General features: G+C 54.0%; 17 protein-coding genes and 6 pseudogenes. 12 read left to right on the top strand and 11 right to left on the bottom strand.

All coding sequences use genetic code 11. The features are described 5' to 3' along the window. Window positions 1–276 precede the first annotated feature (276 nt). Together JMJ04_RS42705 and JMJ04_RS42700 are read left to right on the top strand one after the other, a co-directional pair. Window positions 277–1251 carry an aldo/keto reductase gene (locus tag JMJ04_RS42705; protein ID WP_201376490.1) on the top strand — a complete coding sequence of 325 codons (975 nt, stop codon included), beginning with the start codon at window positions 277–279 and terminating at the stop codon, window positions 1249–1251. A gap of 29 nt (window positions 1252–1280) precedes the next feature. Continuing rightward, a pseudogene (locus JMJ04_RS42700) lies at window positions 1281–2105 on the top strand (aldo/keto reductase); the annotation flags it as partial. Between the two features lie 557 nt (window positions 2106–2662). Here the strand turns inward: JMJ04_RS42700 and JMJ04_RS42690 are convergent. From JMJ04_RS42690 to JMJ04_RS42680, 3 genes and pseudogenes are all read right to left on the bottom strand, one after another. Continuing rightward, complete coding sequence (locus JMJ04_RS42690; RefSeq protein WP_201376489.1) at window positions 2663–3082, bottom strand: cupin domain-containing protein; 420 nt, start codon at window positions 3080–3082, stop codon at window positions 2663–2665. Window positions 3083–3129: 47 nt separating this feature from the next. Then, window positions 3130–4436, bottom strand: a pseudogene (locus JMJ04_RS42685) (RNA-guided endonuclease InsQ/TnpB family protein). 248 nt (window positions 4437–4684) lie between these two features. Next, a complete protein-coding gene (locus JMJ04_RS42680) occupies window positions 4685–5590 on the bottom strand; it encodes an NAD(P)-dependent oxidoreductase (RefSeq protein ID WP_201376488.1) in 906 nt (301 codons plus the stop codon). Window positions 5591–6005: 415 nt separating this feature from the next. Between JMJ04_RS42680 and JMJ04_RS49545 the strand changes: the two genes are divergently transcribed. The 3 genes from JMJ04_RS49545 (at window position 6006) to JMJ04_RS42670 (ending at window position 7584) form a co-directional block, all read left to right on the top strand. Beyond that, the gene (locus JMJ04_RS49545; protein ID WP_236039112.1) at window positions 6006–6194 is read left to right on the top strand and encodes a hypothetical protein; all 189 of its coding nucleotides are present in this window, start codon (window positions 6006–6008) and stop codon (window positions 6192–6194) included. Between the two features lie 256 nt (window positions 6195–6450). Next, entirely contained in the window at window positions 6451–6837 is a 387-nt protein-coding gene (locus tag JMJ04_RS47620) for a hypothetical protein (protein WP_236039111.1), read from the top strand. A gap of 6 nt (window positions 6838–6843) precedes the next feature. Next, a complete protein-coding gene (locus tag JMJ04_RS42670; protein WP_236039110.1) occupies window positions 6844–7584 on the top strand; it encodes a transposase in 741 nt (246 codons plus the stop codon). 603 nt (window positions 7585–8187) lie between these two features. Here JMJ04_RS42670 and JMJ04_RS49290 read toward each other — a convergent pair. The 3 genes and pseudogenes from JMJ04_RS49290 to JMJ04_RS42660 all read right to left on the bottom strand — a co-directional run bounded on the left by JMJ04_RS49290 (window position 8188) and on the right by JMJ04_RS42660 (window position 10486). Then, complete coding sequence (locus JMJ04_RS49290; RefSeq protein WP_374226815.1) at window positions 8188–9024, bottom strand: sulfite exporter TauE/SafE family protein; 837 nt, start codon at window positions 9022–9024, stop codon at window positions 8188–8190. A gap of 75 nt (window positions 9025–9099) precedes the next feature. Continuing rightward, a pseudogene (locus tag JMJ04_RS49285) lies at window positions 9100–9525 on the bottom strand (DUF1634 domain-containing protein); the annotation flags it as partial. Window positions 9526–10060: 535 nt separating this feature from the next. After that, window positions 10061–10486, bottom strand: coding sequence for a hypothetical protein (locus tag JMJ04_RS42660; protein ID WP_201376486.1), 426 nt, complete (start codon window positions 10484–10486; stop codon window positions 10061–10063). 635 nt (window positions 10487–11121) lie between these two features. Between JMJ04_RS42660 and JMJ04_RS42655 the strand changes: the two genes are divergently transcribed. The 4 genes from JMJ04_RS42655 to JMJ04_RS42640 all read left to right on the top strand — a co-directional run bounded on the left by JMJ04_RS42655 (window position 11122) and on the right by JMJ04_RS42640 (window position 15108). After that, window positions 11122–11760 (top strand): DUF305 domain-containing protein, encoded by a 639-nt coding sequence (locus JMJ04_RS42655; protein WP_201376485.1) that lies wholly within the window; start codon window positions 11122–11124, stop codon window positions 11758–11760. Between the two features lie 107 nt (window positions 11761–11867). After that, window positions 11868–13376: a YncE family protein gene (locus JMJ04_RS42650; protein WP_201376484.1), complete on the top strand. Its 1509-nt coding sequence runs from the start codon at window positions 11868–11870 to the stop codon at window positions 13374–13376. Between the two features lie 378 nt (window positions 13377–13754). After that, complete coding sequence (locus JMJ04_RS42645; protein ID WP_201376483.1) at window positions 13755–14339, top strand: TetR/AcrR family transcriptional regulator; 585 nt, start codon at window positions 13755–13757, stop codon at window positions 14337–14339. Window positions 14340–14439: 100 nt separating this feature from the next. After that, window positions 14440–15108: a peroxiredoxin-like family protein gene (locus JMJ04_RS42640; protein ID WP_201376482.1), complete on the top strand. Its 669-nt coding sequence runs from the start codon at window positions 14440–14442 to the stop codon at window positions 15106–15108. 373 nt (window positions 15109–15481) lie between these two features. On the opposite strand, the gene JMJ04_RS42635 is transcribed toward JMJ04_RS42640, so the two are convergent. Further along, window positions 15482–16723, bottom strand: a complete 1242-nt coding sequence (locus JMJ04_RS42635; protein WP_201376481.1) for an IS110 family RNA-guided transposase — start codon at window positions 16721–16723, stop codon at window positions 15482–15484. 435 nt (window positions 16724–17158) lie between these two features. Next, window positions 17159–20032 (bottom strand): tetratricopeptide repeat protein, encoded by a 2874-nt coding sequence (locus JMJ04_RS42630; RefSeq protein WP_201376480.1) that lies wholly within the window; start codon window positions 20030–20032, stop codon window positions 17159–17161. Between the two features lie 486 nt (window positions 20033–20518). On the opposite strand from JMJ04_RS42630, the pseudogene JMJ04_RS49280 reads away from it, so the two are divergent. Further along, a pseudogene (locus JMJ04_RS49280) lies at window positions 20519–21234 on the top strand (alpha/beta hydrolase). A gap of 121 nt (window positions 21235–21355) precedes the next feature. Here JMJ04_RS49280 and JMJ04_RS42615 read toward each other — a convergent pair. The 3 genes and pseudogenes from JMJ04_RS42615 to JMJ04_RS47605 form a co-directional block, all read right to left on the bottom strand. Continuing rightward, window positions 21356–21952 (bottom strand): annotated as a pseudogene (locus tag JMJ04_RS42615) (zinc ribbon domain-containing protein); the annotation flags it as partial. Window positions 21953–22000: 48 nt separating this feature from the next. Further along, a complete protein-coding gene (locus JMJ04_RS47610) occupies window positions 22001–22666 on the bottom strand; it encodes a LuxR C-terminal-related transcriptional regulator (protein ID WP_236039109.1) in 666 nt (221 codons plus the stop codon). Window positions 22667–22683: 17 nt separating this feature from the next. Beyond that, the gene (locus JMJ04_RS47605; protein WP_236039108.1) at window positions 22684–24072 is read right to left on the bottom strand and encodes a winged helix-turn-helix domain-containing protein; all 1389 of its coding nucleotides are present in this window, start codon (window positions 24070–24072) and stop codon (window positions 22684–22686) included. A gap of 158 nt (window positions 24073–24230) precedes the next feature. Here JMJ04_RS47605 and JMJ04_RS42605 point away from each other — a divergent pair. Beyond that, window positions 24231–25825 (top strand): annotated as a pseudogene (locus tag JMJ04_RS42605) (ATP-binding protein). Between the two features lie 9 nt (window positions 25826–25834). Next, the gene (locus JMJ04_RS42600) at window positions 25835–26233 is read left to right on the top strand and encodes a response regulator (RefSeq protein ID WP_201376477.1); all 399 of its coding nucleotides are present in this window, start codon (window positions 25835–25837) and stop codon (window positions 26231–26233) included. Window positions 26234–26380 lie beyond the last annotated feature (147 nt).

The following is a 26380-nucleotide window of genomic DNA, read 5'->3' as shown; positions in this document are numbered from 1 at the left end:
CGCACCTATGGTGCCGTCTGTGGCAGGGGGAGAAATGGGGGAGCATCGTCTCTCCCCTGCCACAGGCGGCAGCGTTTCAGATGAAGTGTGTCAATTCACTGGTAACCTTGAGGTAAGTATGTGCAACGAAAGTGCGTACTGTTCAATTACTCAATAGTCGTTTATCATTTCCTCACTGCTTACAGGAAGACAAGAGCACCTCAGGTCCATCATAGCCGATGAACCTCTCATGTATCATCGTGTCACGACAAGAAATAGTGTGAAGAAGGTACACTCATGCAAAAAAAACGCTTCGGAAAAACTGATATACAGATTACGCCTATTGGCCTGGGAGCTTGGGCAATTGGTGGCCCATGGAAAGCTGGCTGGGGCCCACAAGATGACCATGAATCAGAGGATACCATCAAGCGTGCACTGGATCTGGGCATCAACTGGATTGACACCGCTGCCGCTTATGGTCTAGGCCATTCCGAAGAGGTTGTAGGGAGAGCGATTAAGGGACGTTCACGTCCCTATATCTTCACCAAGTGCTCTCTGGTTTGGGGAGAAAACAATGAAGAGAGAGGAGTGACCAATAGCCTCAAAGCAGCGTCGATCAAACGTGAGGTTGAGGACAGCTTGCGACGACTCGACATTGATGTGATCGACCTTTACCAGATTCACTGGCCTATTCCTGATCCCGACATTGAAGAGGGCTGGAGCACACTCGCCGAACTAAAAAAAGAAGGCAAAGTACGCCATATTGGTGTTTCCAACTTCTCCGTCGAGCAGATGCAACGCGCTGAGAAAATCGCACCTGTCGAAACGCTTCAGCCACGTTACTCTCTAGTCCACCCTGATGTGGAGAAAGAAATTTTACCTTATTGTGGACAACATGATATTGGAGTCATCGTCTATTCACCAATGGCTTCTGGTTTGCTGACGGGGGCAATGAGCAAGAAGCGCATGAATCAGCTGGCAGAGGATGACTGGCGCAAAACACATCCTGACTTCACGGGCACAAATCTTGAGCATAATCTCCAGATAGCTGCGTTACTGGACCTCATTGGTAAAGAGCACAATGTCACAGCCGGTACCGTTGCTATAGCCTGGACGCTAAGCAATCCCACCGTTACCGCCGCCATTGTTGGTGCACGCCGCCCTCAGCAGATTGCAGAACTGGCTGCAGCCGCCGGCTTCCATTTGAGCGAGAATGAGCTTCAGCTGATCACCAGTTTTGTTACTGCACATCCTAAGGATGTAAACGCCTAATAATACTCGCCTCTAGCTGTTAGCGGCCTGCGATTGCAGGACGACGAGATCAGCTCCTTCTCTCAACGAAGGCAACATTCCGCATGGGCAATGGGCCAAACGAGCTTGGTTCCTCACGCTATCATCTGATCCGGGCCTGTGAGGAGAGTCTGCGCAGACTGAATACCGATCATATCGATATCTACACGCTGCATGGCTTCGATGCGCTCACCCCTGTTGAGGAGACGCTGCGGACCCTCGATACCCTGGTCCAGAGCGGCAAGGTACGCTACGTCGCCTGTTCCAATTTCTCCGGCTGGCACCTGATGAAGTCTCTTGCCACTGCGCAGACCTACGGCTGGACGCGTTATGTCGCTCACCAGGCTTTTTACTCCCTGGTCGGACGTGAGTACGAATGGGAACTTATGCCGCTCGCCCTTGACCAGAAGGTTGGGACCATTGTCTGGAGTCCTCTGGCCGCAGGGGTGCTCTCGGGAAAGATCCGCCGCAACCAGCCAGCCCCTGAGAGCAGTCGAGTGCAGCAGATTGGCTCAGAGGGGTCGCGTCTCTCTAATGAGAAGGTGTACGAGATCGTGGACGCACTCGACGCCATAGCCGAAGAGACGGGCAAATCAGTAGCTCAGATCGCCCTGAACTGGTTGTTGCAGCGTCCCACTGTAGCAAGCGTCATCGTTGGTGCTCGCAACGAGGAGCAGCTCACACACAATCTTGGCGCGGTCGGCTGGAATCTCACTGCTGAGCAGGTTGAGAAGCTCGACAAGGCCAGCGAGATCCCTACAATCTATCCTTACTGGCATCAACGGCCTTTCGCTGAGCGCAATCCTTTAGCTGTCCCCGCTTATCAAGAGCGATAAGAAAAGAGCGCCGGAGATTGCGTTCTTTTTCCAGTTGTGTTGCAAAATGTTGAAAACACATCAAAGCCAAGCGCTGAATTGCAGCGTAAAGAAACGCCTTGGAGGAATGCCATAGGAACTATGCTCGCGCTCGTTCCAGCCCACGCCAATACCAAAGTCCAGGCGTCCATTAGAGATGATATCCATAGTAGGGATAGTACAAGGATTCGTACAAAAATGGGCCATTTCGCTGGAGCATTTGGTGAAGGTCTATGAAGCCCGCTGGTAATTGCGCTGAATGATCGACGCGATGGTCCTCAGCTCGTAAGTAGGGATCACAACATTTTTCCGCACCATTTTCCTCAGCAATTCATGGTGCGGAAATCCCTCATTTCATGATCTTCTTTACAGATTGGCATCGGTTGTTTCCAGATGAGCGACCATTGGTTCCTGGCCAGTGCGCACAATAACCCGTTGTGAAGGAATGCCTCTAGCGTTCACTTCTTTGTGCGGCACAAAGGGGTGGCACATAGATGAAATCGCCCGGTGGGAAGAGCACGGGCACTTTTCGTCCTCCTTTATTTTATGCCATGTAGGTTATCATTGATAGCCTGCTGCGCGCTATCCGCCGGTTCTAGGTTGACGACAATCGGCTCCTGGCCGGTACGTGCAATAACCCACTGCGAGGGGATGTCTCCAACATTCATCTCTTTGTGCGGCACAAAGGGCGGCACGTAAATGAAATCGCCCGCTTCGGCATCGGCCTGGAACTCCAGATTATCGCCCCAGACCATCTGAATGCCCCCAGTGGCGACATAAATGACGGTCTCCTGCTCACCATGATGGTGTTTGCCAGTTCCGACGTGGGCCTGTACATTTGTGACGCCTGCCCATATTCCCTTGGTATCAGCTAACTGCTTGGAAACCGCTGAGATGCGCCGCATTCCGGCTGTCTGTGGTGTATCGCTATCAAACTGGTCGGGCTTGATTACACGCACTGCCTTTTCCCAGGATGGTTGTTCGGTATACTGTCAGTACCCTACGGCTAAAGCCGAGGGCTTGGAGTTGTGTCTGAACTCCACCTCAATCCAGCATACCGTTTCAGGCGTGCTGCTTTGGCTTCAACGTCCGACACATCAGGGCGTACTGACAAGAGGCCCGTTCCTATCCAGTCTTGCCGGAGAAGAAGCGTTCGCATCGCAATGTTTCTTGCACCAACCAGATCGGCATGGAGCGTGTACTGACAATTCTGACAGACGAAGAGCAATCCTTTGTTGGGTCTATTCTCTTTGCAGGTGTGCCCACATTTGGGGCACGCTTGCGAGGTGTAGTTGGCATCGACCTTGATTGCCATACTTCGATGTAAGAGCGCTTTATAGGCAATCATGCTATGCAACTCAGCGAAGGACCATTTGGAGAAGGCACGATTGGCTTTTCGCTGTTTTGCATTTTTGCCTTTGCGTCGTTTGGTCCGTTCTCGAATGTCTGTCAGATGCTCCAGTCCAATCAAGCTTTGAGGGTGCTGTAGGACAATCCGTTTACTCACGACATGATTGGTATTCTGCTTCAACCGTCTCTCTCGTCCACTGATGGCAACGAGCCTTCTTGTCGCTGAACGAGTGCCTTTCTTTTGCAGACGTTTTCTCAGTCGTGCGTAGTGGTTTGCCTTGGGACAATCTGTTTGCCTGAATGGAAGGTGCAATCGCCTTGCATCGTCGCCGTGACGGCAAGGTATCGCATCCCCACATCCACGCCAACGACTTGCTTGTGCGTTTCAGGTGTAGGATCAGCCGTCTCAATTTCAAGAGAGACAAGGAGGTAAAATTGTTTCTTGGGCTTGTCATACCAGAGTTTCGATGCACCAATCTCCGCTCCACGCTGGATTAATGCCACATGCTTATTGTAGCCAGTATAGGGCACGATAACACGCCCCTCAAGGGTCAGGATGCTCACCTGCTGCTCTTTCTTGAAGGTGTAGTCTTTCTTGTACTGATAGGTCAACGTGGGGGAGATGAACTTGGGAGCCTTATCAAGCCCTTTGTAGCGTTTCTTGGTCTTACCTTCCTTACGATGAACAGCATTGTGCTTCACCTTTGTCCAGAGGGTTTTATACGAGGCTGCAACTTGGCGAGGAACAGAACAGGCCATTTGCGAAGGCAGATGAAAACGGAGGCGGATCTCTTCGTAGGTGGCATCTTGCAAACGAACAGCATTGCTCATCTTGCCATGCGCAAAGGCGTACTGGCTCACATAGTTGAGAGCATCACGATACGCCAGTTGCGTTGTACGTAATGCCTTGAATTGCTCGGGCGTTGTATTCAATTTGAGTTTCGCTGTTAATACCGTTTTCATACGCTAAATTATACCATAGTTTTCATCTGCCTGTCAACAATACATGAGCAGATGAGAGAATGTCTACGGCGTATTCCACCCAAGCCACCGACAAAGGAACGCCGCATTCCTCCCCATGCCTGAAAGGGCAGGGGCATCCTGCGGCGTTTTGGGTGAACTCATATCTCAACTTCTTCTCCTTTGCTGATTTCACACGCCGTCTGATATGAAACGATTACTGCCTGCTCGATGGGTATGGGGGCGTATTCTCAGGGTGCGTAAGAGATATCAGCGAAGGCTTCCATAAACTGGATGATGGCTGAAGCATCTTCTTCACCATAGCCTGGCATCGCAGCCGCGGCTATTTGCTGTGCGACTGCCGTCATTGGCAGCGGCGCGGATACCTCAAAGGCCTCATTGAGCATGAGCTGAAGGTCCTTGGACATCAAGGCCAGGGCAAAATCGGCTCCATACTCCCGCTGCCGTGCGTGCTCCAGGTCGGCTTGTTGACGAGGAGAGACCACCGCTGTCTGCTTGAGAACATCGATGAGTTGTTCTCTTTCAAGTCCGGCCTTTTCTCCGAGCACGAGCGCTTCCGCCAGCGCCTGCCTGCCCAGGCCCAGCAGCAGATTGACCACCAGCTTCATGGTTGTCCCTTTTCCGCTTGAGCCCAGATAGATGCTCTGCTTTCCCAGCACATCAAGGATGGGTTTGCAGCGCTCATACGTCTGCCGCTCGCCACCCACAAAGATGACCAGGCTTCCTTGCTCGACTTGAGGCACGCTACCAGAGACAGCCGCGTCGATCATCGGCACACCCACAACTTTCGCGGCCTGGAAAAGATGGCGCGAAGTCTGCGGGGCAACGGTGCTCATATCGATGATCGCTGACAAGGCATGCGCTCCCGCCAGCGCTCCATCTGGCGCCAGCATGACGGCTTCCAGAGCGCAGTCATTCGTGACACAGGAGATGATGACGTCGCAACTGGCAGCCAGCTCTCTGGGTGTCTGGGCCACCAGCGCCCCGAGTTGGCCCATGGCTTGTGCCCGCTCCGCTGTACGATCATAGACCGTCAGGTGATAGCCCGCATGTAGCAGCCTGGGCACCATATGACTGCCCATATGCCCTATGCCGATAAAGCCGATGTTCTGCCTGGAATGCTTCGTTCCCGCCATTGTTCAGTTCCTCCATTTCTTCTGTTTGCACGAGAAAACCTATTCATATCCTCTGGTCTACACTACTTTACCCTAAAAGTGTACCTGACCTATGGAACAGAGCCTTCTAACCACGGCCTGACAAGAGCGGGGTTCTAACATTTTTCTCAGCATTTTTCTTGAAGGTCCTTTTTTATTTTCAAGGTTCAACTATATCCTAGATGGAGAGCGGTTTTGCAGGCAGTCAATGGTTGTGCTGCTCAGGCCATTTACCACAATAGCTCCTAATGGAGGGTCATTCCATGGTTTCGTGCAAGGATTCTTGCACGAAACCATGGAATGACCCTAAGATATGCCTCAGACGAGAGACACAATTGCGCCTGATGCCAGGCGTTATTGGCGTAGCCCTTGAAGTTCCAGAGGGGGCGTGCGTCCTGTGACTGGTTCGGTCTGCGGCATCTCAGGCGCGGACAAGAAGCTGGTACTTTCCAGAAGGCAGAGAAAGGCGGGCTGCCCAGAAACACCAGATCCAGCGATCCGTCTTTTCCCGGATCGTCGCAGGTATCCAGGTGGCTCCTCGATCAATAGAAAGCTCGACGCGCTCGACTGGCGCCTCTTACACTGAAGCGGTCTTCATTTTGCATCTTTTTCTCCTTTCACGACGCGGTACACTAGGGAGCAACCCCTGATCTCTCCTTCTCTCCCTGACACTTTTTTTGAAAGGGGAAGAGAGGTAACAAGATAACCAAGAGGGGAAAGAGGCAACAATAGAGGCATCATCAGATCAGATCGCAGCGATCGTAGAGAAAGAAGGATGACGAATGTCTCACGAGATCGTTCTCACAAGCAGAACAAAAATGATGCGAAGGAGAACGATCTCAATGAGGGCATTTACTCCATTATGTCGAGCCTGGTATGAGCAAGTCAAGGCATTTTTTATAAGGTTGCATGGACATCAAAGTAAGACCTTAGCGCTTTTTGTGTTAGGAGCCATCAGGGCAGAAAGCATCGTGATCCAGCGCGTGGCAGAAGCATTATTGGCGGAAAGTCATGCCAAAGCAAGCAGCATTGAGCGAAGATTGGAGCGGTTTTTGAGTAATGACCGTATCAAAACAGAAGAAACGTGGAATGACCTTTTAGAGGAAGTGATGCCCTTTTTTCGGGAGAAGCCGATCCATTTGGTGATTGATCTGACCTCGTATGAAGAGCATGCGCAGGTCATTTATATCGGCCTGTTGCAGCAATCACGTGTTTTGCCGCTTGTCTGAAAAGTCATGCCAGGCCAACAGCAATGGGAGCAAAGACTCTGGGATGGTGTTGAGGAACTCTTCAAACGACTGGCTCCTCACATTGGCCACGCCGACTGTACCATCATCGGAGATAGTGCCTTTGGCTGCTTTCCAATGGTGAGCTTGTGTCAGAAATATGGCTGGCATTATCTCTTTCGGATCTGTGCCGATCATACCTGTGAGCATTGGTCAGCGCAAGGGCGACTCTTACCCACCTGCCCGGTGGCAGATCTCGTGGATCGGCCCGGAAAGCGGTTTTATGGGCCTGCTCGTTTATGGCAAGAGGATCACATTGAGACGAATCTGAGCGCGTGTTGGGCCCAAGGAGAAGAAGAAGCACTCCTGATCATTTCTGATCTGCCCGCATGTCGCAAGCGGATTACGCACTATCGATGGCGCTGGAGAGTCGAGTCAACGTTTCAAGATCTCAAAAGCCGCGGATGGGATTGGGAAGAGAGCCATGTCCGTCGTCTGGATCGGCTAGATCGCATGCTATTCGTGCTCTTTTTGCTGGTCTGGTGGTTGGCGCATCTCGCGGCCTCGTGTCTTCATCATGGGAGGCGAGATCGGTATGATCGTCATGGGAGGCGTGACAAAGGCATGTTTCGTCTTGGAAGACTCTACCTCTTAGATATTGAGCGCAGAAACCCTTCTGGTGGAAATCTTAGACAGTGTTTACTCTTTCGGAAATGCGATGATGAATGGCTGTTTTCTCTTCGATTTTAACCTATGCATCTCAAGGTGTCTCTGCTCTTGAATGTATTATATGCTCATCAAAAGGTGTCAGGGAGAGAAGTGGCTGGCCCTATAGGTATCCATTCACCTCCCCGATACCGAAAATGATGACACACAGGCCCTCTAGCTGGTGAGCCTACAGGGCCTTTCTTTTATTCATTGAACACCTCTGAACATAGCATCAGTTGTGTATATTGGTTGCATCCTCTTCGTGTTTTTTCTCATCATTTCCCTAGCGATTGTGGATTTCTTTACAGCGAGACATCACTTCCGTCAAGGAGTTCGCCTGCGTGTGCTCATAGTGCTGGTATCCTTTGGCTTTCTAGCAGTCCTTTACTTTCTCACTGCGCCTCCCCCAGGCTTTATCTGCCTTTAAGAGGCCATTGAAGAAATTGAGGAGCGAAAGAGCGCCTTCATCAACTCTAGATACTCGTTTTTCATTTTCATATTACTTCATGCACGACAGGAAAAGCGTCAGTGAGAGAACTGATCTCTCCCTGCAAGGGCAGGGCTGGCCTGAGAAGAGGGTTTCACCATGCTTCTCGCTTGGGAGGATCAGCTGGTTTTGTGAGACACGTTTGTCCCGTTTTTTCGCTAAAATGCTCCCCACCCGACTCCATGCAAGATCATCTCGATGGCGCTGACGAGCAACACCAACAAGAAGATCAGCCGAAGCAGTTTGTTGCTGATGCTCGCGAGCAGGCGTGCTCCGACCAGCGCGCCAACGAGAATGCCCAGCGCGACCGGAGCCGCGATCAGCGGGGGAATGTCCCCACGCGAGAAATAGATGCCCGCACTGGCCGCCGCCGTGACCCCAATCATAAAATTGGAGGTCGTCGTACTGACCTTGATCGGCAACCGCATCAAGGAGTCCAGCGCGATGACCTTAAAGGTTCCGCTGCCAATGCCCAGGAGCCCTGAGATCAGGCCAGCAACGTACATCATAGCCAGTCCCCAGGGAGTGCGGGTTACCTGATACGCCATATCCTTCCCCAGTTTGTGGTCAGGGTAGATACTGGAAAGATGCAACCAGGTTGCCAGGTGATCGTTTTTCACCCCCTGAGGAGTGTCTTCGCCGATTTCGACCACCAACGGCGCGGCAGAAAGCAAGAGAATGACTCCAAAGATGATGTTCAGCAAATTGGGAGCTAGCACACCGGCGAGAAACGCCCCACTGATCGCTCCGATCGTGGTGGCAATCTCCAGAAACATCCCAATGCGCAGATTGGTGAGGCGATCGCGTACATAGGCTGCTGCCGCGCCGCTGGAGGTCGCGATGACCGAGATGATGCTCGCGCCAATGGCAAACGTGACGGGCAGTTTAAAGATCAGGATGAGCAGCGGCACGATTAGCACGCCACCGCCGAGACCCACCAGCGAGCCGAGTAAACCTGCGGCGATCGACGCCAGGAAAATCAGCACGGGAGCCAGCGCGGAAAACTGTATCCCTCCAGTCAGCGCGGCGTGTTGCCCGGAACTCCAGGTGCCCACACCAAAGATACTGAACAGCAAAATAGCCAGCACTAGACAGGTAATGACCACATAGGTGCGATCACGTTCTACCGCAAACATCACGATCGAGACCGCTACGCGTAAAACAGGTGTGGCAATCAACAACAGTAAGCCCAGCGTGATAATCCCCTGGGGATGCCATTGAGCCAGGCTGGCTACCAGCGCGGAACCGGTGAACGGAAAGACCAGTAAACGCTCTGGAGAAAGCCCCCCTGGTCGAGTGGGAAGCAGAATAATCCCAACCAGCATCACCGCAGCGCTGATCAACACACCGCCTTGCAGAACCCAGCCAATTAGAGCAGTCGCCCAGGCATATGGGTAAGGTATTGGCTCCTGCTGGTGTTCAGATGGGTCTGAGCCCTGCTGATTCCCACCAGAAATCTGGTGCGCCGAGAAAAAGGAACGCAGGTGTTGTATCACTCGAACCTCCCCAAAAACCTTCCGATTCTTCCATTTTTGACCAGGGGATCTTCTTGAGACACGTTTGTGTATGACTCGGATGATCCTGTTCTTCTTCAAGAGAGATTATTACCGCACATAATGACAATTTATGATTTGCATTGAATCATAGCCTGTTGGAATAATACAAGAGCAAGCTGTAAATTTTTGCACATATGGCTGCCTCCTTCTCTTTTCAGTGTGAGCGTGTAGACAACCTGTACATTGCAGATAAAGCGCGAGATGTGTGACCTCCTGACCACCAGAATTACCAATGAAGGCGTACAATCATTCGCTTCTAGAGCCATATTTCCACACTGCAATGGTTGAGCTTCTCAACATTTGGCTCTGCCCATGGGATGTGAAACGAGCTTACAGTAAGCAGGCGATATTGTTTGAGTCGGCTTTACAAGCCACTTCGGTCTTATCGCTTGCTTGTTGGAGAGGTGCGTGGAAATTACGCTTCATCGCCGAAGCGCGATGGCGACGAAGGGCGGTCCAAGCCACTTTATTTTGTTTAAACGTACATCTCGTTGCACATCCCGTGGGCAGAACCACATGGTAGATCATTTACCATTTCTGCCTGTCGTTTCGCCTGGCGCTCGCGTTCATAAACCTCCAGGCGCTCTTGCCGCTCACGTTCCTCCTGTAATTGTGCCTCGCGTTCGCGGCGTCGACGTTCCCATTCCTCATGTTCGCGTCGTTGGCGTTCCTCTTTATTCTCCTTGAAACATTGGATGCACATTTTCATCCGCCCATCAGCCCCGTTTTTTGTGCGATAAAATTCAATGAGGTTTTTCTCTTTGCTGCACTGCGCACATGCCTTCTTGCCTTGTAGCTCCTCAACTTGCTCCATGCCCTTCTCCCGTGTTTTCACCGTCCAGGTCGAAATGAGAGGAGGGGGCTGCTGACGGGGAGACGTTACCAGTTTGCTGGCTCCCATTCTCTCTCAATCCATAAGATACACAAACAGATCGTAGGATTTGGCTGCAGGATTATGGTAAATCTCGTGACCAGAGAAGCGAAAAACCTGAAAACCATTTCACTGTAATATTCTATCCCTCGCTCTATCGTTCGAGAATAAAGCTCTACATGAGTAAGGCGGAAACCCTTGAATGACAAAGCCAGGAAGAGAAAAAGGACATGGAAGCAAAATCGTTACCTCCCACCAGCAGAATGGTTTATGCGTTTCATGGCTCGATTGGTCTGGCAGATGATTCGCGTAAATCGGGTGGCACGTCTCTTGCTCTCATCAACTATTCTTCTTGTTGGAACACTCGCAGATTAGCAGGGATGGCCATAGAGAGGAAAATCAAGGCCATGCGAAGAGCCTTCTAGCGTTTTGTCGTATTCCTGCGCCGATGGGGAGAGTTCAAGGATGAGGACGCTCCTGCTTACAGACAATGTCGAGGATCTGTACGTTCCCGAAGGAGACAAGAGGAGGATGTGATGGGAAGAAGGCGATCAATAGACGTCCTTGGAACTCGCGGGCAGCGACGAGCGGAAGCGCGTCTACATGCAGCCGAGCAGCGTGATGAACCTTCACGAGCAACGACTATGGACAGGCTGAGAGGCAGTATGCCTCTCTTTCACTGTATGCTGTTCGGTTTAGGGGTGTTACTCCTTGCCACCGCTCTCATCATTGGCATCGCCCTTAGCAACACGACACCCTCTTCGAATGCTGAGGAAATGTCGTTCTTCGCCAAGAATAATGCGGCAATGGCCAAAATGATGGTAGAGATGAAGATCAAACCATCTGGTGACGTGGATAGAGACTTCGTCGCCATGATGGTGCCGCATCATCAGGGCGCCATCGATATGGCAAAAGCCGAACTGAGCTATGGGCATAACGAGAAACTCCGCGCCATTGCTCAGGAAATCATCGTCACTCAGCAAGAGGATATTGCTACGATGCGGCTCGCGCTCGTTGATATTCCTACATCTTCCTCCCAGTTCACCAGCCAGGATGAGGGGCCGTTCTTCGCCAAGAATAATGCGGCAATGGCCAAAATGATGGTAGGGATGAAGATCAAACCATCCGGTGACGTGGATAGAGATTTCGTCGCCATGATGGTGCCGCATCATCAGGGCGCCATCGATATGGCAAAAGCCGAACTGAGCTATGGGCATGATGAGCCTCTTCGCGGCCTTGCTCAGGAAATCATCGCCACCCAGCAGCAGGAGATCGTCGCGATGCAACTCGGCGAGCGTGGGTGACCTCCTTCGTCTGAGTCGTTGTCCCATGAGCTATCTTTGATCAGCATATAACGGCTATCTTCGTATTGTACATTTATGCGGTATCTGTAACAAATAGGAGTATCCGCATGAAACGCAGCTTTTTTAGTATTGTGCTGATTACCATGACCCTGGTTATGGCATCGCTTATTCCCACGGCCTCCGTCTCTCCCCCAATCGCCTGGGCGGGGCAGGTTCCGTTTGGGACACCAACCTCTCCAGATATAGCCCTCAGCCACCGAGACCGCGTCTATACTGCGGACCAATGGTCAAACACCGTCACCGTCACCGATCCGGTCGACAACAAGCTCCTGGGTGCCATTAATCTGGGAGCCCCAACCCCAGCCAATCTCAACCCACTGTATACAGGGCAGTTGCTCGTGCATGGCATGGGCTTCTCACCCGATCATCGCACCCTCCTGGTCGTTTCGATCGCCTCGAATTCCGTTGCCTTCATCGACACGGCAACCAATACCGTGAAACACGTCACCTATGTCGGACGCTCGCCTCATGAAGCGTTCTACACGCCAGATGGGAAGGAGGCCTGGGTGACCGTCCGTGGCGAGAACTACGTCTCCGTTCTTGATGGCGCCACGTATCAGGAGAAGACCCGCATCACCGTGGCGAATGGACCGGGCATGACGATTTTTTCCCCCGATGACAAATACGGCTATGTCTGCTCCTCCTTCACTCCTGAGACCGACGTGATCACGGTCACCGATCACAAGGTTATCAAGCGGATCCCCCAGGCAAGCCCGTTCTGCCCAAATATTGCGGCGACGCCGGACGGTAAACAGGTCTGGTACACATTGAAGGACACGGGTAGGGTGCAGGTGTTCGATGGCCAGCCACCTTTCTCGATGTTGAAAACACTTGACACGGGACCGATTACCAACCATGTCAATATCGTCCACAATGCCCACGGCACGTTTGCCTATATCACCATCGGTGGGCTCAACGAGGTCAAGGTATTCCGCACCGACAACTTCGCTCAAGTCGCGACCATTCCGGTCGGCGCGTTGCCGCATGGGGTCTGGCCGTCCGGCGATGGAACACGGGTCTATGTCGGGCTTGAAAACGGAGATAACCTGGTTGCCATTAATACGCTGACCAACCAGGTGGTAGGGAAAAGCCCGATTGGGCAAGGGTGTCAGGCGATCACGTACGTGCCCAATGCCGTGCCGAGCGGCACTGGTACGCAGGGCCTCACTTCGCTTGGCATCGCTAAACAAGCCACGCATCTCTCGCTCGTGCCACTGAAGAATGGCAAGCCGGCAAAACTGGCAGCCGGGCAGCAAGCCCCTACCAGTGCCTCGCTGTTTGATCAAGGGCAGGTGCAGGTACTGCAAGCAGCCGTGACCGGGCTCGCCCCTAAGCAATCCTATGTGCTTGCGCTCTCCTCAGATCCGAATGGCAACGGCACGCTGGAGCCGCTGGAGGTCTTCACGACGAACGCGGCAGGCGCCGCTATTGTCAACACCGTCGGTCCGATCCGACAAGTCGTGCTGGGGCAGAACAACATGCCACGCCGCTACCTTGTGATCTATCCTGGGACCGCTACGCAGCACGCAACGCCCGTGCAGGTCCAGGCGCAATGAGGAAGAAATGGTGCCATGATAGGGTCACAAGATTACGGCGGGCTTAGCGTATGTTTTGCCCGCCGTAATCTTGTGACCCCTCAAAGGGGTGTAGATCTCGTTGTTATTTACGCTCTTCTCTGCTGATACCCCAGATGTGAAGCGGTTGGCTCAAGTAGTTTTGTACCAGTGCTCACATTGGGGTAGTGACTCCCTTATATATCACTTCTCAATAGAGTCACTACCAATTTTCCGTATGTCGGGGCAAGTGTGCCTGTTTCAAGGCAAAAATGGTCCGGGTTCCGAGGCATTTACCACTATCCTTGACAATCTGATTTCCGCTCATGTACACTCTATTTGTAAGTTAACTAACTCATTTTTGCAGAGGAGATCAAGGGTATGCCAGGAGAGGAGAAACGCCAGCGCCTGATCGAGGCCGCCACGCAGGTGATGTACCAGCAAGGCACCCATCGCACGACGCTGGCGGATGTAGCCCAGGCGTCAGGGGTTCCCCTTGGCAACGTCTACTACTACTTTAAGACCAAGGATGCCCTGGTCGAGGCTGTCATCAAAGCGCATTTACAGGAGATCCGCGCTAATCTGCATGCTCTTGAGGCCCTGCCAGACCCCTGGCAACGGCTCAAAGCTCTGGCGTGTATCGGACGCTCCTCCCGTGACCAATTGATGAGCTATGGTTGTCCTTACGCTACGCTCTGCCTGGAACTGGAGAAAGAGGAGACGCCCCTGGCTCAGTCCTCCTCTGAACTCTTTGCTCTCCAGGTGGACTGGGCCGAGAAGCAGTTCCGCCAGCTTGACTTCGGCGACGAGGCGCGCGATCTGGCCGTAGACCTGCTCGCGAACATGCAGGGGATCTATCTCCTGCTCCAGAGCCTGCGTTCGCCAGAAATGTTCGAGCGCAAACTCACCCGCCTCGAAAAGTGGCTTGACGATCTCGCCGCCTCTCACCAGGCAGCACTTCCATAAGCACCCATTGGGAGCACACAGAGTGATCCTCTTCCACGCACAAATTAAGTTAGTTAACTAACAAAAATTGTTCGTTGGTAAAAAGAAAGGGAAGAAAGCGATGTCTATAGACCAGAACGCAACGCTTAAGCAGCAAATTAATGAGTTCAATGCCCAGCTCGCGACTCAGGCTCCTCCCCAGGTCGTTGACCAGTTTAACCAGCATATCAACACGCTCATTGAGTCTGGCGTAGAAAAGAACGCGTTGCAGGTGGGTGAGAAAGCTCCTTCTTTCACGCTGCCCGATGCTCTGGGGCGCCAGGTCTCGCTCGCGGGGCTTCTCCAGCAGGGGCCGGTCGTCGTAACGTTCTACCGTGGTGAGTGGTGCCCCTACTGCAATCTGCAGCTCCATGCCTATCAGCAGGTTCTGCCCCAGATCAAGGAGCTGGGCGCGAGTCTCATCGCTATCTCGCCTCAGACACCTGATCACTCACTCTCTATGAGCGAGAAGCATGAGCTGGCTTTTCCGGTCCTGAGCGACCAGGGCAACAAGGTCGCTCGTCAGTTTGGCCTGGTCTTCTCGATTGAGGAGCAAACACGCACCCTCCTCAAGAGCCTTGGCTCCGACATACCCGCCTTCAACGGTGACGAGTCCTGGGAGCTACCTGTACCCGGCACCTTCATCATCTCCCAGGATGGCACCATCCGCCTGACCTACGCCGATGCGGACTACACCCACCGCCTGGAGCCATCCGCGCTCCTCGAGAGCCTGCGCACCATGAGCAAGTAAAGGCCTCTCGGGTGTAAATTACAAAATTCGGTGTCGCATTTTCTCACTCGTTCTCTGTCGTAAATGGCCCGTTTCCAAATGGAAGGATGAGAACATACGACATGGAGTGGTATCACAAATACGACACCGAATTTTGTAATTTACACTCGGGTCACAATGAAGCGGGAAACAACGAGAAGTCACTCAAGACTCTCGCAAGAGCGATTTTTTCTCAAACGCTGGCTGGAGGCGCAGGCAGAAGCATAGTGGTAATTGCGCTGAATGATCCTTCGAAAATGGAATACTGGTTCCCCGCCGACAGACAGAGTCACCCCCTACTCACAGCTCTGCCGTGAGCAATCGATGTGGTCACGTTTGGGATGCAAGAGAAGATTTAGGAAGTCACCTCCTCTTGTGGGGCAAGCTCGACATGATAACCCAAGGTTTCTAACTGGTGGACAAAGCGTCGGGCTTGCTGTTCCTTGTTTTGCCCACGAAAGTAATCTGGCCCAAGATCTTGATAGGGCTCTCCTTTGGTTAACACATGATAGACGATGACCAGCACACTGTGAGCAACTGCCACCACAGCTTTCTTCGCACCTAGTCGGGGCTTAAGATGATGGAACTGAGCTGAAAGGTAATTGTCACTCATGCGTGTGAGCACCCAAGCAACTTGGACCAGCACAGAACGGAGGTAGCTGTTGCCTTTGGTCGGCTTCCCATTGCGACGTTTGCCTGCACTCAGCTGACTGCCAGGACAGAGCCCCACCCATGACGCTAAATGAGCTGCACTCGGAAATGCAGCCAGATCTGTCCCCAGCTCCGAAATGAGAATGGTAGCAGAGCGTCGAGAAAGGCCAGGGATGGTTGTGAGAAGCACAATGCTCGCCTCAAAAGGGGAAAGGCGCTCCGCTACTTCCTGCTCCAGTTGCTCGGTGCGCTGCTGGAGAAAATCGAGATGGGCAAGGGTCTCTCTGAGCAGAAAGCGATGATGGGGTTCTAAGTGCCCCTGCAAGGCCTGTTGGAGCTGAGCTACCTTCGGACGCATCCGGCCACGGGCCAGCTTGGCTAGCTGAGCTGGGTCGCTTTCTCCTGCAATGAGGGCTTCCAGCATTTGCCTGGCACTTTTCCCGACGATATCAGTGACGACCGAACTCAACTTGATATTGGCCGTTTCCAGGATCTTGTGGATGCGGTTAATATGCCGATTCCGCTCCTGCATCAAGTGAGTCTGGGTACGCACCAGGTCACGTAGTTCTCGAATAGGCTTGGGGGGAATGAAGCTGGCTTTGAGTAACCCGTGGCGCAAGAGATCAGCGATCCACTCGCTATCCTTAATATCTGTTTTATGTCCAGGAATGGCGTGCATATGCTGGGCATTGACCAATATGATCTCATAACGTCCTTCCAGCAACTGGAAAATGGGACGCCAATAGATGCCAGTGCTTTCGAGTGCCACTTGCTCCACCTGTCCCTCTGCGAGCCAACTGTCAAGCTCCATGAGCCCACTGATCGTCGTCGCAAAAGTCCGAATTGATTTCTCGATGTTCCCTTTTGGCTGGCTCAGCAGTCGACATCCTACGACGGTTTTCTGGTGGATATCCAAACCACAACAGCGTTCATATACGATCTGCATTCGCTCTCTCCTTTCAGGAACAGCTTCTGCTTGTGAGATAGAGTCATCAAGTGGAGCGGAGAGAGGTGCGGGAGTAAAACAAACAAGTTCCTTCACGTGCTCACCTGGATCACAGGGGCGACACTTATCTCTTCGGAACGCACCAGGATCAGCTTCGAACTCGGGTTCTTTGACACCATCATTCAACGATCTCGTCTCACCGCTCTGCTGAATTCTACCCCATTTTCATCCTTATCTCTGACGGAGACATCATAGTGCTTCGACACAATTTCCAATATCCAGCTTCTTTTCATGACAACAGGGCATTTTCCAGGATAAAAGAAGCAGGAGCACACGTCGGAAGGCAAAAAGATGAGGATGAGTCAGAGACGTTCGATCATGGAAAATGGTACTAGTGAGTACCATTTTCCATGACGGAATGCGCGCCCGGACAACTCAACAGATCTCTTCTTCCAGCTGTTGGCTCTGTACAGGAGTTGCTCTTTTCTGTTGTTGTGTTTCCATTCGTTTCGTCTCCTCAACTTGGTCCGTCACTGCGAAGAGCCCCTGTAAACATTCGCGTGTTTTGACTGTTAGCGGGTGTTCAGATCCAAGGACGCGTTCTCGGATGGAGAGCGCCCGCTGGTAAAGGGCTACCGCTTCTTTTGTCTGGCCTTGCATTTGCTGCAAGCGGGCAAAATCGTGCAGAATGTGAGTGGTCTCAACACGCTCCGGGTGCTGTTCACTGATGCGTAGCGCCCGCATGTAGAGTGACTCGGCTTGCATGTAATGCTCTTGTTCTCGATAAATATTTGCTAATCCAAGCAGCACATCGATAATGACGCTATTTTCTGATCCAAGCTGTTGCTCTCGGATGGAGAGCGCTCGCTGATAGAGCGACTCAGCCTCAGTATACTTCTTTTCTTTGTAGTAGAGGTTTGCCAATCCGCTCAGCGTATCGGATACATCGAGATTCTCTGGCCCAAGTTGTTGCTCGCGAATATGCAGCGCACGTTGGTAGAGTGGCTTGGCCTCAGCGTATTTCCCCTGCCCCGTATACAGCCTCGCCAGTGCATGCAAGGCCATGGCTACCAGAGGATGTTCTGGTCCAGAATGCTGCTCGTAGATACGCAGCGCCCGCAGATTGAAATGCTCAACTGGAGCATCCTCGTCCTTCAAGGTCATAATCTGAGCCAATCCAAGCAGTGCAGAGGCTACATGGGGATGTTCTGGTCCCAGGTGCTGTTCACGGAGGCACAGCAACCGCTGAGAGAGGATGGTTGCTTCTGTATATTTCCCCTGTTGAGCCTTGACAAAGGCCAGGCTCGCCAGGATACCGCCTCGCCTGACCTGTTTCGCTTCTGCGAGCTGCTCCCAGATGGGTAGCGCTCGCTGGTAGAGCGCTTCCGCCTGAGCATACTTTCCTTGATCGCCATAGACATGCGCCAATCCACGCAACACCTTAATCAGGAGAAGCGGCTCTGCTCCAGCATGCTGTTCTGCGATGGGTAATGCTCGCTGATAGAGCGCTTCCGCCGCCACAAACGCTCCCTGATTGAAATAGATGTGTGCCAACTGGAGCATATCTGAGATGCTCGTCGTGTGGGTCTCACCCACCAGTTGTTCTCGCATGGAAAGAGCGTGCTGGTAGAGCAGTGCAGCGGGCGTGTACAGCCCACGTTCATACAGGTACGCTCCAGCCCGCTCAAGGAGTTCGGACGCTTCGGGGAGCAGAACATGCTGCTCCCAGATCAAGGTAGCACAGTCTTGCACCTGATCCAAATAGCGCAAACAGAGGTGCCAGGAAGTGGATTCTTGCGGATTCTGCGGAAAAACCGCATTGAGTACCCGCACTACCCGCTCCGTCCATTGGCGTTGCTCTTCCGGTGAGAGACGCTCCCGCTGTACCACCTGCACCAGCCGGTGAATACTGAGGAAACGATCCTCCGCAAACCGTTTGATCAGAGAAAAAGCGAGCAGAGCTTCCAGCATCTGGTTGAAGCTGAGACGATCCGCGACAGCCGCTTGCAGTGCAGGAGGCCAATGGAAAGCACCTTCGGTAAGCACTTCTTCGGGAATCGCATCCGGTGAGAGGAAAGCACATGACCGCAGCAATTCAGCGGCGGCTGGGTGAGTCGCCTCAAGATACTCAAATGAGAGCGACCAGGTGGTAGCAACCGACTCTGGGTAGTGTGTCGCTTGCCTGCCGCGCCGGGAGAGCAGCGTATGCCGGTGAGCCTGATAGAGTTGGAAGTAGTCAGCCAAGCTGCAACTCGTCTCTTCGATGTAAGCACCTGCCTGATCGAGCGCAAGAGGAAACAGTGCCAGTTCCGCGGCCAAGGTAGCCGCCTCATTCATGTGCTCATCTGATGCCTGGGCGAAGCGTCCTGCCCGGCGTAACAGCAATTCAGCTCCCTCAATGACTCCCATGGCGCTGACTTCTAGAGAGGGGGCAAGCCAGCCAACGGCGCTTGAGCGCGTTGTAAACAGCAGACTGCCCTGCCCCTGGACCGGAAGGTACGGTTGGACCATGGAGAGATCATCAGCGTTATCCAGAATCAACAGCCAGGGTTCCTGACACTGCTCCAACCAGCGAATGACGGCCCTGACCAGTTTGCGTTGATCTATCTCCTCCTTAAAGGAAATAGATGGCAGCTGTTCTGCGAGCGCAGCAAAGCTCATCAAGAGAGTCTCTTCGCTGGCAGCAGCGATCCAGAGCGTATGGATATACTGACCCATTTCACGAGCGCGGTAGGCATACTCAACAGCGATCTGGGTCTTCCCAATCCCGCCCAGTCCCTTAATGACCTGGGCTTGTGTCAGGGCTGCACTGCGGAGAGTGGTCGGTTGGCTTGAGGCGAGGGGGGTGAGTCGCACGGTAAGCTGGTCGAGCAGTTCGTGACGTCCGGTAAAGTGGGTATTGCGGGGAAATGGAACCGTCCAGAGCGCAGTCCCATTGGTCGTTGTCCGGTTCCTCTGCGGAGCGCCAACGGCACCCTGCTCAGATGAGGAGGCAGAGGCGCGATGGAGCAGGTCCCGGAGCCAGTGTTCATCCAAGAGCACCTTCTGGCGTGCGGCCCGCCAGAGCGTCTGAATTGCTTCTTCTTCGTGTCGAGCAGGAAAGGCGAAAGCTCGTACTCCTAATTCAATCACGTGTTGAAGATGTTCGGCTTTGGGATAACTACTGCCTCCCTCCCATTGCGCGACCGCATTGCGAGAAACACCAAGCTGGCGAGCAAGCCCTGTTTGCGTCAGCCCAATTGTTGTCCGTAGGGTCAGCATCATCTGGCCAAAGGGATAGTCACGCTCTCCATAAGAGGATCGCTGCATTGGTGGTCTCCTTTTCATTCCATGGAATGGCACAGAAGAAGCGCTGTAAAGCAATGTAAAGCGGCATGCCATCTGCTACACAGTGACTCCTCCGAGGAGCGTGGCTATACTTGGAGAGTCAGGTGTCCTTACCAAGCGAGCCAAGCCTGTTCAAGTCGGAATTGTGCAGTGTCACAGCCCACAGAAGTCAGGACTCCTGCAAGCTCTGCCTCTATGGTAGCACATGCTCAGGCCAAGCAGAAGTTCTCTCTGGCTAGGGGCCTAGCACTGCAGGAGCGGTGCAGTTCTTGGCGAGAGAGAACCGAAAAGAGCAGAGAGAAAGAAGGAGTCATTTTCTTTGTCGTGGGACACATGTCAGAGAGCCACAAAGGGAGCAAAAGGTGAAAAGTGGCTTTCAAGGTGACGCTCTCACCATGTGGGTATTTCGCCCAAGAGAGACCATGTCCTAAGGCAGGCAACTACTTTGTTCGAGAAAGGAAAAGCATCATGGCTGAAGTATCGCACTCGGCAGAAACAACGATTGTTCTGGTCCACGGAGGGTTCGTGGATGGTTCCGGTTGGGAGGATGTCTATACCATTTTGACGAAAGATGGCTACCGTGTAGCCATTGTTCAGAATCCGACCCTCTCGCTGGCCGATGACGTCGCCGCAACCAAACGGATCATTCACGCGCAGAACGGCCCAGTGCTGCTCGTTGGTCACTCCTACGGAGGGGTGGTGGTCACCGAAGCAGGCAACGATCCCCAGGTTGCCGGGCTGGTGTATATCGCGGCCTTTGCCCCTGACAGGGAGAGTCGGTCTCCAGCTTGATCCAGGATCCCCCTCCTGGAGCACCGGTGCCCCCGATCCTGCCGCCCCAGGATGGCTATTTGTTCCTGGACACAGCGAAATTCGCCGCCTCCTTTGCGGCAGATGTGGACGCAGCAAAGGCCGCATTCATGGCTGATTCCCAGGTCCCGTGGGGAGTGGAAGCCCTTCAAGGTAGGGTTAGCGAGCCAGCGTGGAAGACCAAGCCAAGCTGGTATCTGGTCGCCACCGACGACAAGATGATTCCCCCTCCCGCTCAGCGGTTCATGTCCACGCGCGCAGGTTCGACCGTCGTCGAAGTAGCGGGCAGTCACGCCATCTATGTCTCGCAGCCCGCTGCGGTGGCGGCGCTCATCGAACAAGCGGTCAAAGGTGTTGAGGTGAGGGCGAACTAACCTGGGCGAAAGCCGCCATCTGGCAGCCCGGCGCGCTGGCGGCACTACGCAGACTAACGCGTGGCAACACGAGAAAAAGCCAACACTGAGCAATTGGCGCTGATCGGGAAATCGCTGGATATCAAATTAGTTGACCATCTCCTGAGAGCTCCCCGCCCGAAAGCATCGGGGGTTCCAGGGGTTCGGCCCACGCTTCCAGCTCTTCACCCCGAAGGAGAAGCGCTGGCTCTTGTGGTGGTTCCCCTGACCTTTTGGGCAGACGCGCTCCGGCTCTGGTCAGACCAAAGCTTCGGGGCATGCTCTGCCCCTCTCTCGCACGTTGGATGAGACGCTCGTGTGCTGCCCGCAGGCGCGCTTCCGCACCTTCCCAATACCCCTGGTATCGGGCACACGAAGGAATGGGTTCTGCTGGATCAAGGTAGGTGGCAAGAAAGGCCGAGTACAGATCGCGTTGCACAGGACCTACCCCACAAGAGCACTGATGCCACCGCTCTGAGAGCGGCTTCTTCACCCGCTTGCCACAGCCATGGCACCATTGGCTCAATGCGGTTGTGCGTGTTGGGACTTCGACCAGGGTGCCGCCCGTGCTTGCAACGGTGCGCTTCAGGAGTTCCACAAACATCCCTGGGGTTCGCAGTCCCACACTCTTGCCAAACGTTTTTTGCCATGCTTGGTAGGAAATCTTCTCAATGATGATGGTGGTGCCCAGCGCGATTACCTAGTGATCGGCTGGCGATTTCTCCGAAGGACCGAGGTCTCCAAACCCTCAGTCCTTCTCCGTGGAAAGGAGACCAAGAGCCCGTGCTCGCGCGACCGCCTGTGTGCGATTGGTGGCTTCAAGTTTGCTGAGGATATGAGTGATATGATGCTTCACAGTGCCAGGCGCAACCACTAACGCTTCTGCAATGTCCTGGTTCGAGGCACCGCGTGAGAGCAGGTGTAACACGTCCTGTTCACGTGCACTCAAGGGGTCCAGGAGTGGTCGCAGGCTCAAGGATGGCTCTTTTTCCAGCTGAGTCGGCTGGGGTATCGGTTGCTGGTCAAACGCACGCAAAAGCGTCTCCAGATACGGGAGATCTTTCGCTTGGGGTTTCTGTTTTCTGAGCTGGGAGAGTAATGCAGTCAGAGAGGGCCCCTCGTCCACAAAGGAACGGATGTAGCCTTCTGGTGCGGCTAGATGCACGGCCTGTGAAAGCTGTGCCAACGCATCTTGCTGTCGCTGGAGCATCTGATACGCCTGCGTTTGCAAGAGCCACATTTCCAGCACATGGTCCCATCGCTGCGTGGCCACTGCTCGTTTGACCAGGGGGGTGAGCAGCTTCAACGCATAGTCCGGTTCGGATTCTGCCAGCAGCAGGCGAACGTATGCAATGTACTGTCGTTCCCGCGCCAGCGGAGAAACCAGCGGATCTCCCTGTTCCAGATCGCTCACCCAGCGTCGTGCCTGTTTCAGCTCGCCACATGCCAGCCACTCGCAATCAAGCCTTGCAAGGCTGCGATTTCCCCCAGGAGGTGGAGTGGCGCCTCTGGTTCGTGTGCATCTTGCGCCATGGGTCGCTGTTCTTCCCGCTGATGGGTACGTATCCAGGCACGTCTGGCATCACGCACCCAGCTTTCGGTGACTTCTGGCGGAGCGATAAAGAACAGGCTCTGAGCCATGCCTAGACACAAACGAGGTCGCTCGCGCACGACTTCGCGGGGAAGTTGCTCCACCCAGAGAGAAAGCAACGCGTTCTCGCTCCAGCTCCAAATGTGCTGACAGGGAATCTGTTCCATCAGCCACGCGGCCCAGGGCCACGCATGTGCCTGCAGCGCATGCTGGATCGCTTCGCCGCGCGCCTGATGGGCAGCATACCACCGACTGGCCCGCAGATGTAGGCCGGGCACCTCGGTGGAAGCGGTCTGCTCCAACCGAGCACGCAGCGCCTCGGCAAACAGGGGGTGATAGACATACCACTGCTGCTGCTCATCCAGGGGACTGAGAAAGAGATTGGCCCGTTCGACTTCCTCGAGGAAGAGCTGGCTGTCCTGCTGCTCCAGGACCGCATTACACAGGGAGGTGCACAGGCGAGATAAAATGGACGTTCGCAGCAGGAAGGTCTGCACCTGCGCTGGCTGGCGGTTCAGCACCTCCTGCACCAGGTACTCGAACAGAGCGGGCCTGGTTCCCTGGAGTGCTGGCAGCAGATCGTCGAGCAGCGCCTTCCCCCTCAAGGAAAGCGCTGCCAGTTGCATACCCGCCCACCAACCTTGCAGGTGGGTGTCCACGTCCTGGATGTTCTGCACGGAAAGCCGGAGATCCATGACATCACGCAGAAAGGCGGTCATCTCCTCTCTGGTCGCGCGCAATTGCTCGGTGCGTAATTCCAAGATGTGCCCCCGAGCGCGCAGTCGGGCAAGGGAAAAGGGAGGATCCGTCCGTGTCGCTAAGACCACACACAGGGTAGGTGGCAGGTGCTCAATCAGTGAGGAAAGCAGGGCCTGGATGGCTGGCTCCGTAACCTCTTCATAATTATCCAGCACCAACACCAGGTGATCATTTTGCCGGGACAAGCCATTAATCAGAGCTGCGAGCATCGTTTGCCAGGAGGGGCGTGGCGTCTCGTGGAGTGCCGCAAAAGGGAGACGCGAGAGTCCGGGATGGCATTGCTCCAGAGCGGTCAGCACATAGGTCCAAAACTGAACGGGAGCGTTGTCGCCCGCGTCAAGCGACACCCAGGCCACTGGTGGGTGACCAAGAGCAAACGAACGAACCCAGTTGGCGAGCAGCGTGGTCTTTCCAAAGCCTGCGGCGGCAGAGACGAGGATGACGCGTTGGTGGAGGCCAGCATTGAGCAAGGCCAGGAGACGAGGGCGAGCAATGATCTCATGGGAGGAGGCCGGGGAAGGAACTTGGTCGCAAGCAGCAAATCAGGAGATAAGTGTGGGGTGGGCTCGGGTTCGGGTGCGTTGCTCTGAAGTTTCTGGTTCGTATGGTCCATAATCGTTTCTCCTGTATGGAGGAACTCTCGTTAGCCCTTGTGCGGCGAGGAAGGAGGTCAACACGTTCCCCCAAAGAAGAGTGCTATACATTCATGGATGCCCTGCCCCAATTTGTCTGGCTCATGCAGCCTGATGGCTCCCTCATCTACACGAATCAACGCTGGCGCGACTATAGCCATCGACTGTCTCAACACGCTGGAGAACAGGAAGGGTCTGCGCATCGACAGCATGATGACTGCCTCTCCAGTCAGGAGAGGCAGCGAATGCGGCCCCACGCAGACGCCCTCTCTGAGAAAGATATCTGGCTTCAAAACCTCCATCCTGAGGATAAAGAGCGTGTCCTGGAACTGCAGCGCCAGGCATTTATAAAGGGTGAGCCCTACAAGTTTGAGTATCGCCTCAGGGATGGACATACGGGAACGTATCGCTGGTTCTTCTCACAGCATGTGCCACTTCGCAATGAAGCAGGGCAAATAGTCCAGTGGTTGGGAAACTGCACAGATATCGATGACCAGAAACGGACGGGCGAAGCCTTACGAGAGAGCCAGGAGCGCGCGAGCGCCCTGATGAACTCCAGTATCATTGGAATCATCATCTTCGAGGGCGACCAGATTGTGGACGCGAACGACACCTTTCTACGCATGACCGGCTATACTCGCGAAGACCTGCGTGCCGGTCGCATGAACTGGATGCACATGACGGCTCCAGATAATCTGGCTCGTACCTTAGAGGCCCATCAAGAACATACCACTCAGATGTCTATAACGCCCTATGAGAAAGAGTACGTGTGTAAAGATGGCAGTCGTCTTCCGGTCGTCGTAGGTGTGATCATCTTACAGCATCACCCGTATCAGGGGATCACCTTTGTCCTGGATAATTCCGCCCGCCGGGAGTTGGAGCAGCGCAAAGATGCCTTTTTGGGCATGGTCAGCCATGAACTGAAGACGCCCCTTGCCTCCTTGAAGCTGCAAACGCAACTCTTGCGCAAGAAGCTCGGGAAACAAGACCTTCCCAACATGGAGGAGGTGTGTGCGCGCATGGACGCACAGCTGAATGCTATCACCCACCTGGTCGACGAGTTACTCGATATCTCGCATATCCAGGCTGGGACGCTGGAATATGCGCAAGACACGGTCGATCTGGACGAGATACTTGAGGAAGTGGTGGACGTGATTCAGGGGATGGACACAACCCATACCATTGTGGTCCAACATGCTGCATCTCCCGCTATCATGGTCGGAGATCGAGATCGGCTCGCACAAGTCTTCCAGAATGTGCTCAGCAATGCAATCAAATATGCCCCGATGCTCCGCTGATCGACGTGGTGCTCACCACCGAGGCCTCGGCGGCCACGATCAGTGTACGCGATCATGGTATTGGCATCCCACGAGAGCTACACGGGAGGGTTTTTGAACGGTTCTACCGAGCAGTCTCGCTCCAGCAGCGTGCCTTTCCAGGGCTCGGGATGGGTTTGTATATTGTCGCGGAGATTGTCAAGCATCATGGGGGGACGATTCGGGTCGAAAGCGAGAAGGGAAAAGGCACAACCTTTCATCTCACGTTCCCCCTTGCCACCTCGCGGGACGAGATCTCCCGAGGTAGAGAGTGAGGAAGAGCGATGGACAAGAGCCAGCAGGCAGGATGTGAACAGATATACTGCATACATATTCTCATCGTCAAGGATGATCCTCTCCTGGGTGATCTCCTGCTGGATGCCCTCCGACAGGAAGCCTATGAGGCGCTGCATGTCCTGAGTGGGGAGCTAGCACTGACCACCCTGCAAACGATTATTCCCGCGTTAATGCTGTTGGATTATCATCTCCCTGGGATGAACGGTCTGGAACTGGTGGGCTGGCTGAGGAGCCAGGAAAAGTGGGCGCGCATCCCTGTCCTCCTGATGAGTGCGGATGTACCACGAGAAGCCCGCGGCAAAGAGCATCTCAGAACGCTGCGGAAACCCTTTGAACTGGAAACACTGTTGCAATCGGTCGCTGAATTGCTGGTGCCAGGGGCATAGGGTGGTCCTGGCGATACATTGGGGTCGTTTTGCGGTAAGCGAGCCTCATGTGGACCCACGTCTGCTGATGCGTGTGCGAAGGCGCGGGATGTCCATGTGATCGCCAGGTGGACGAGCGATTTCACCAGCATCAAATTGTACAGTTTA

Origin of the sequence: Ktedonobacter robiniae, assembly GCF_016587375.1 — a bacterium.
In the GTDB taxonomy this organism is placed as follows: Bacteria; Chloroflexota; Ktedonobacteria; order Ktedonobacterales; family Ktedonobacteraceae; genus Ktedonobacter; species Ktedonobacter robiniae.
This window is presented reverse-complemented; position numbering and strand designations above follow the sequence as displayed.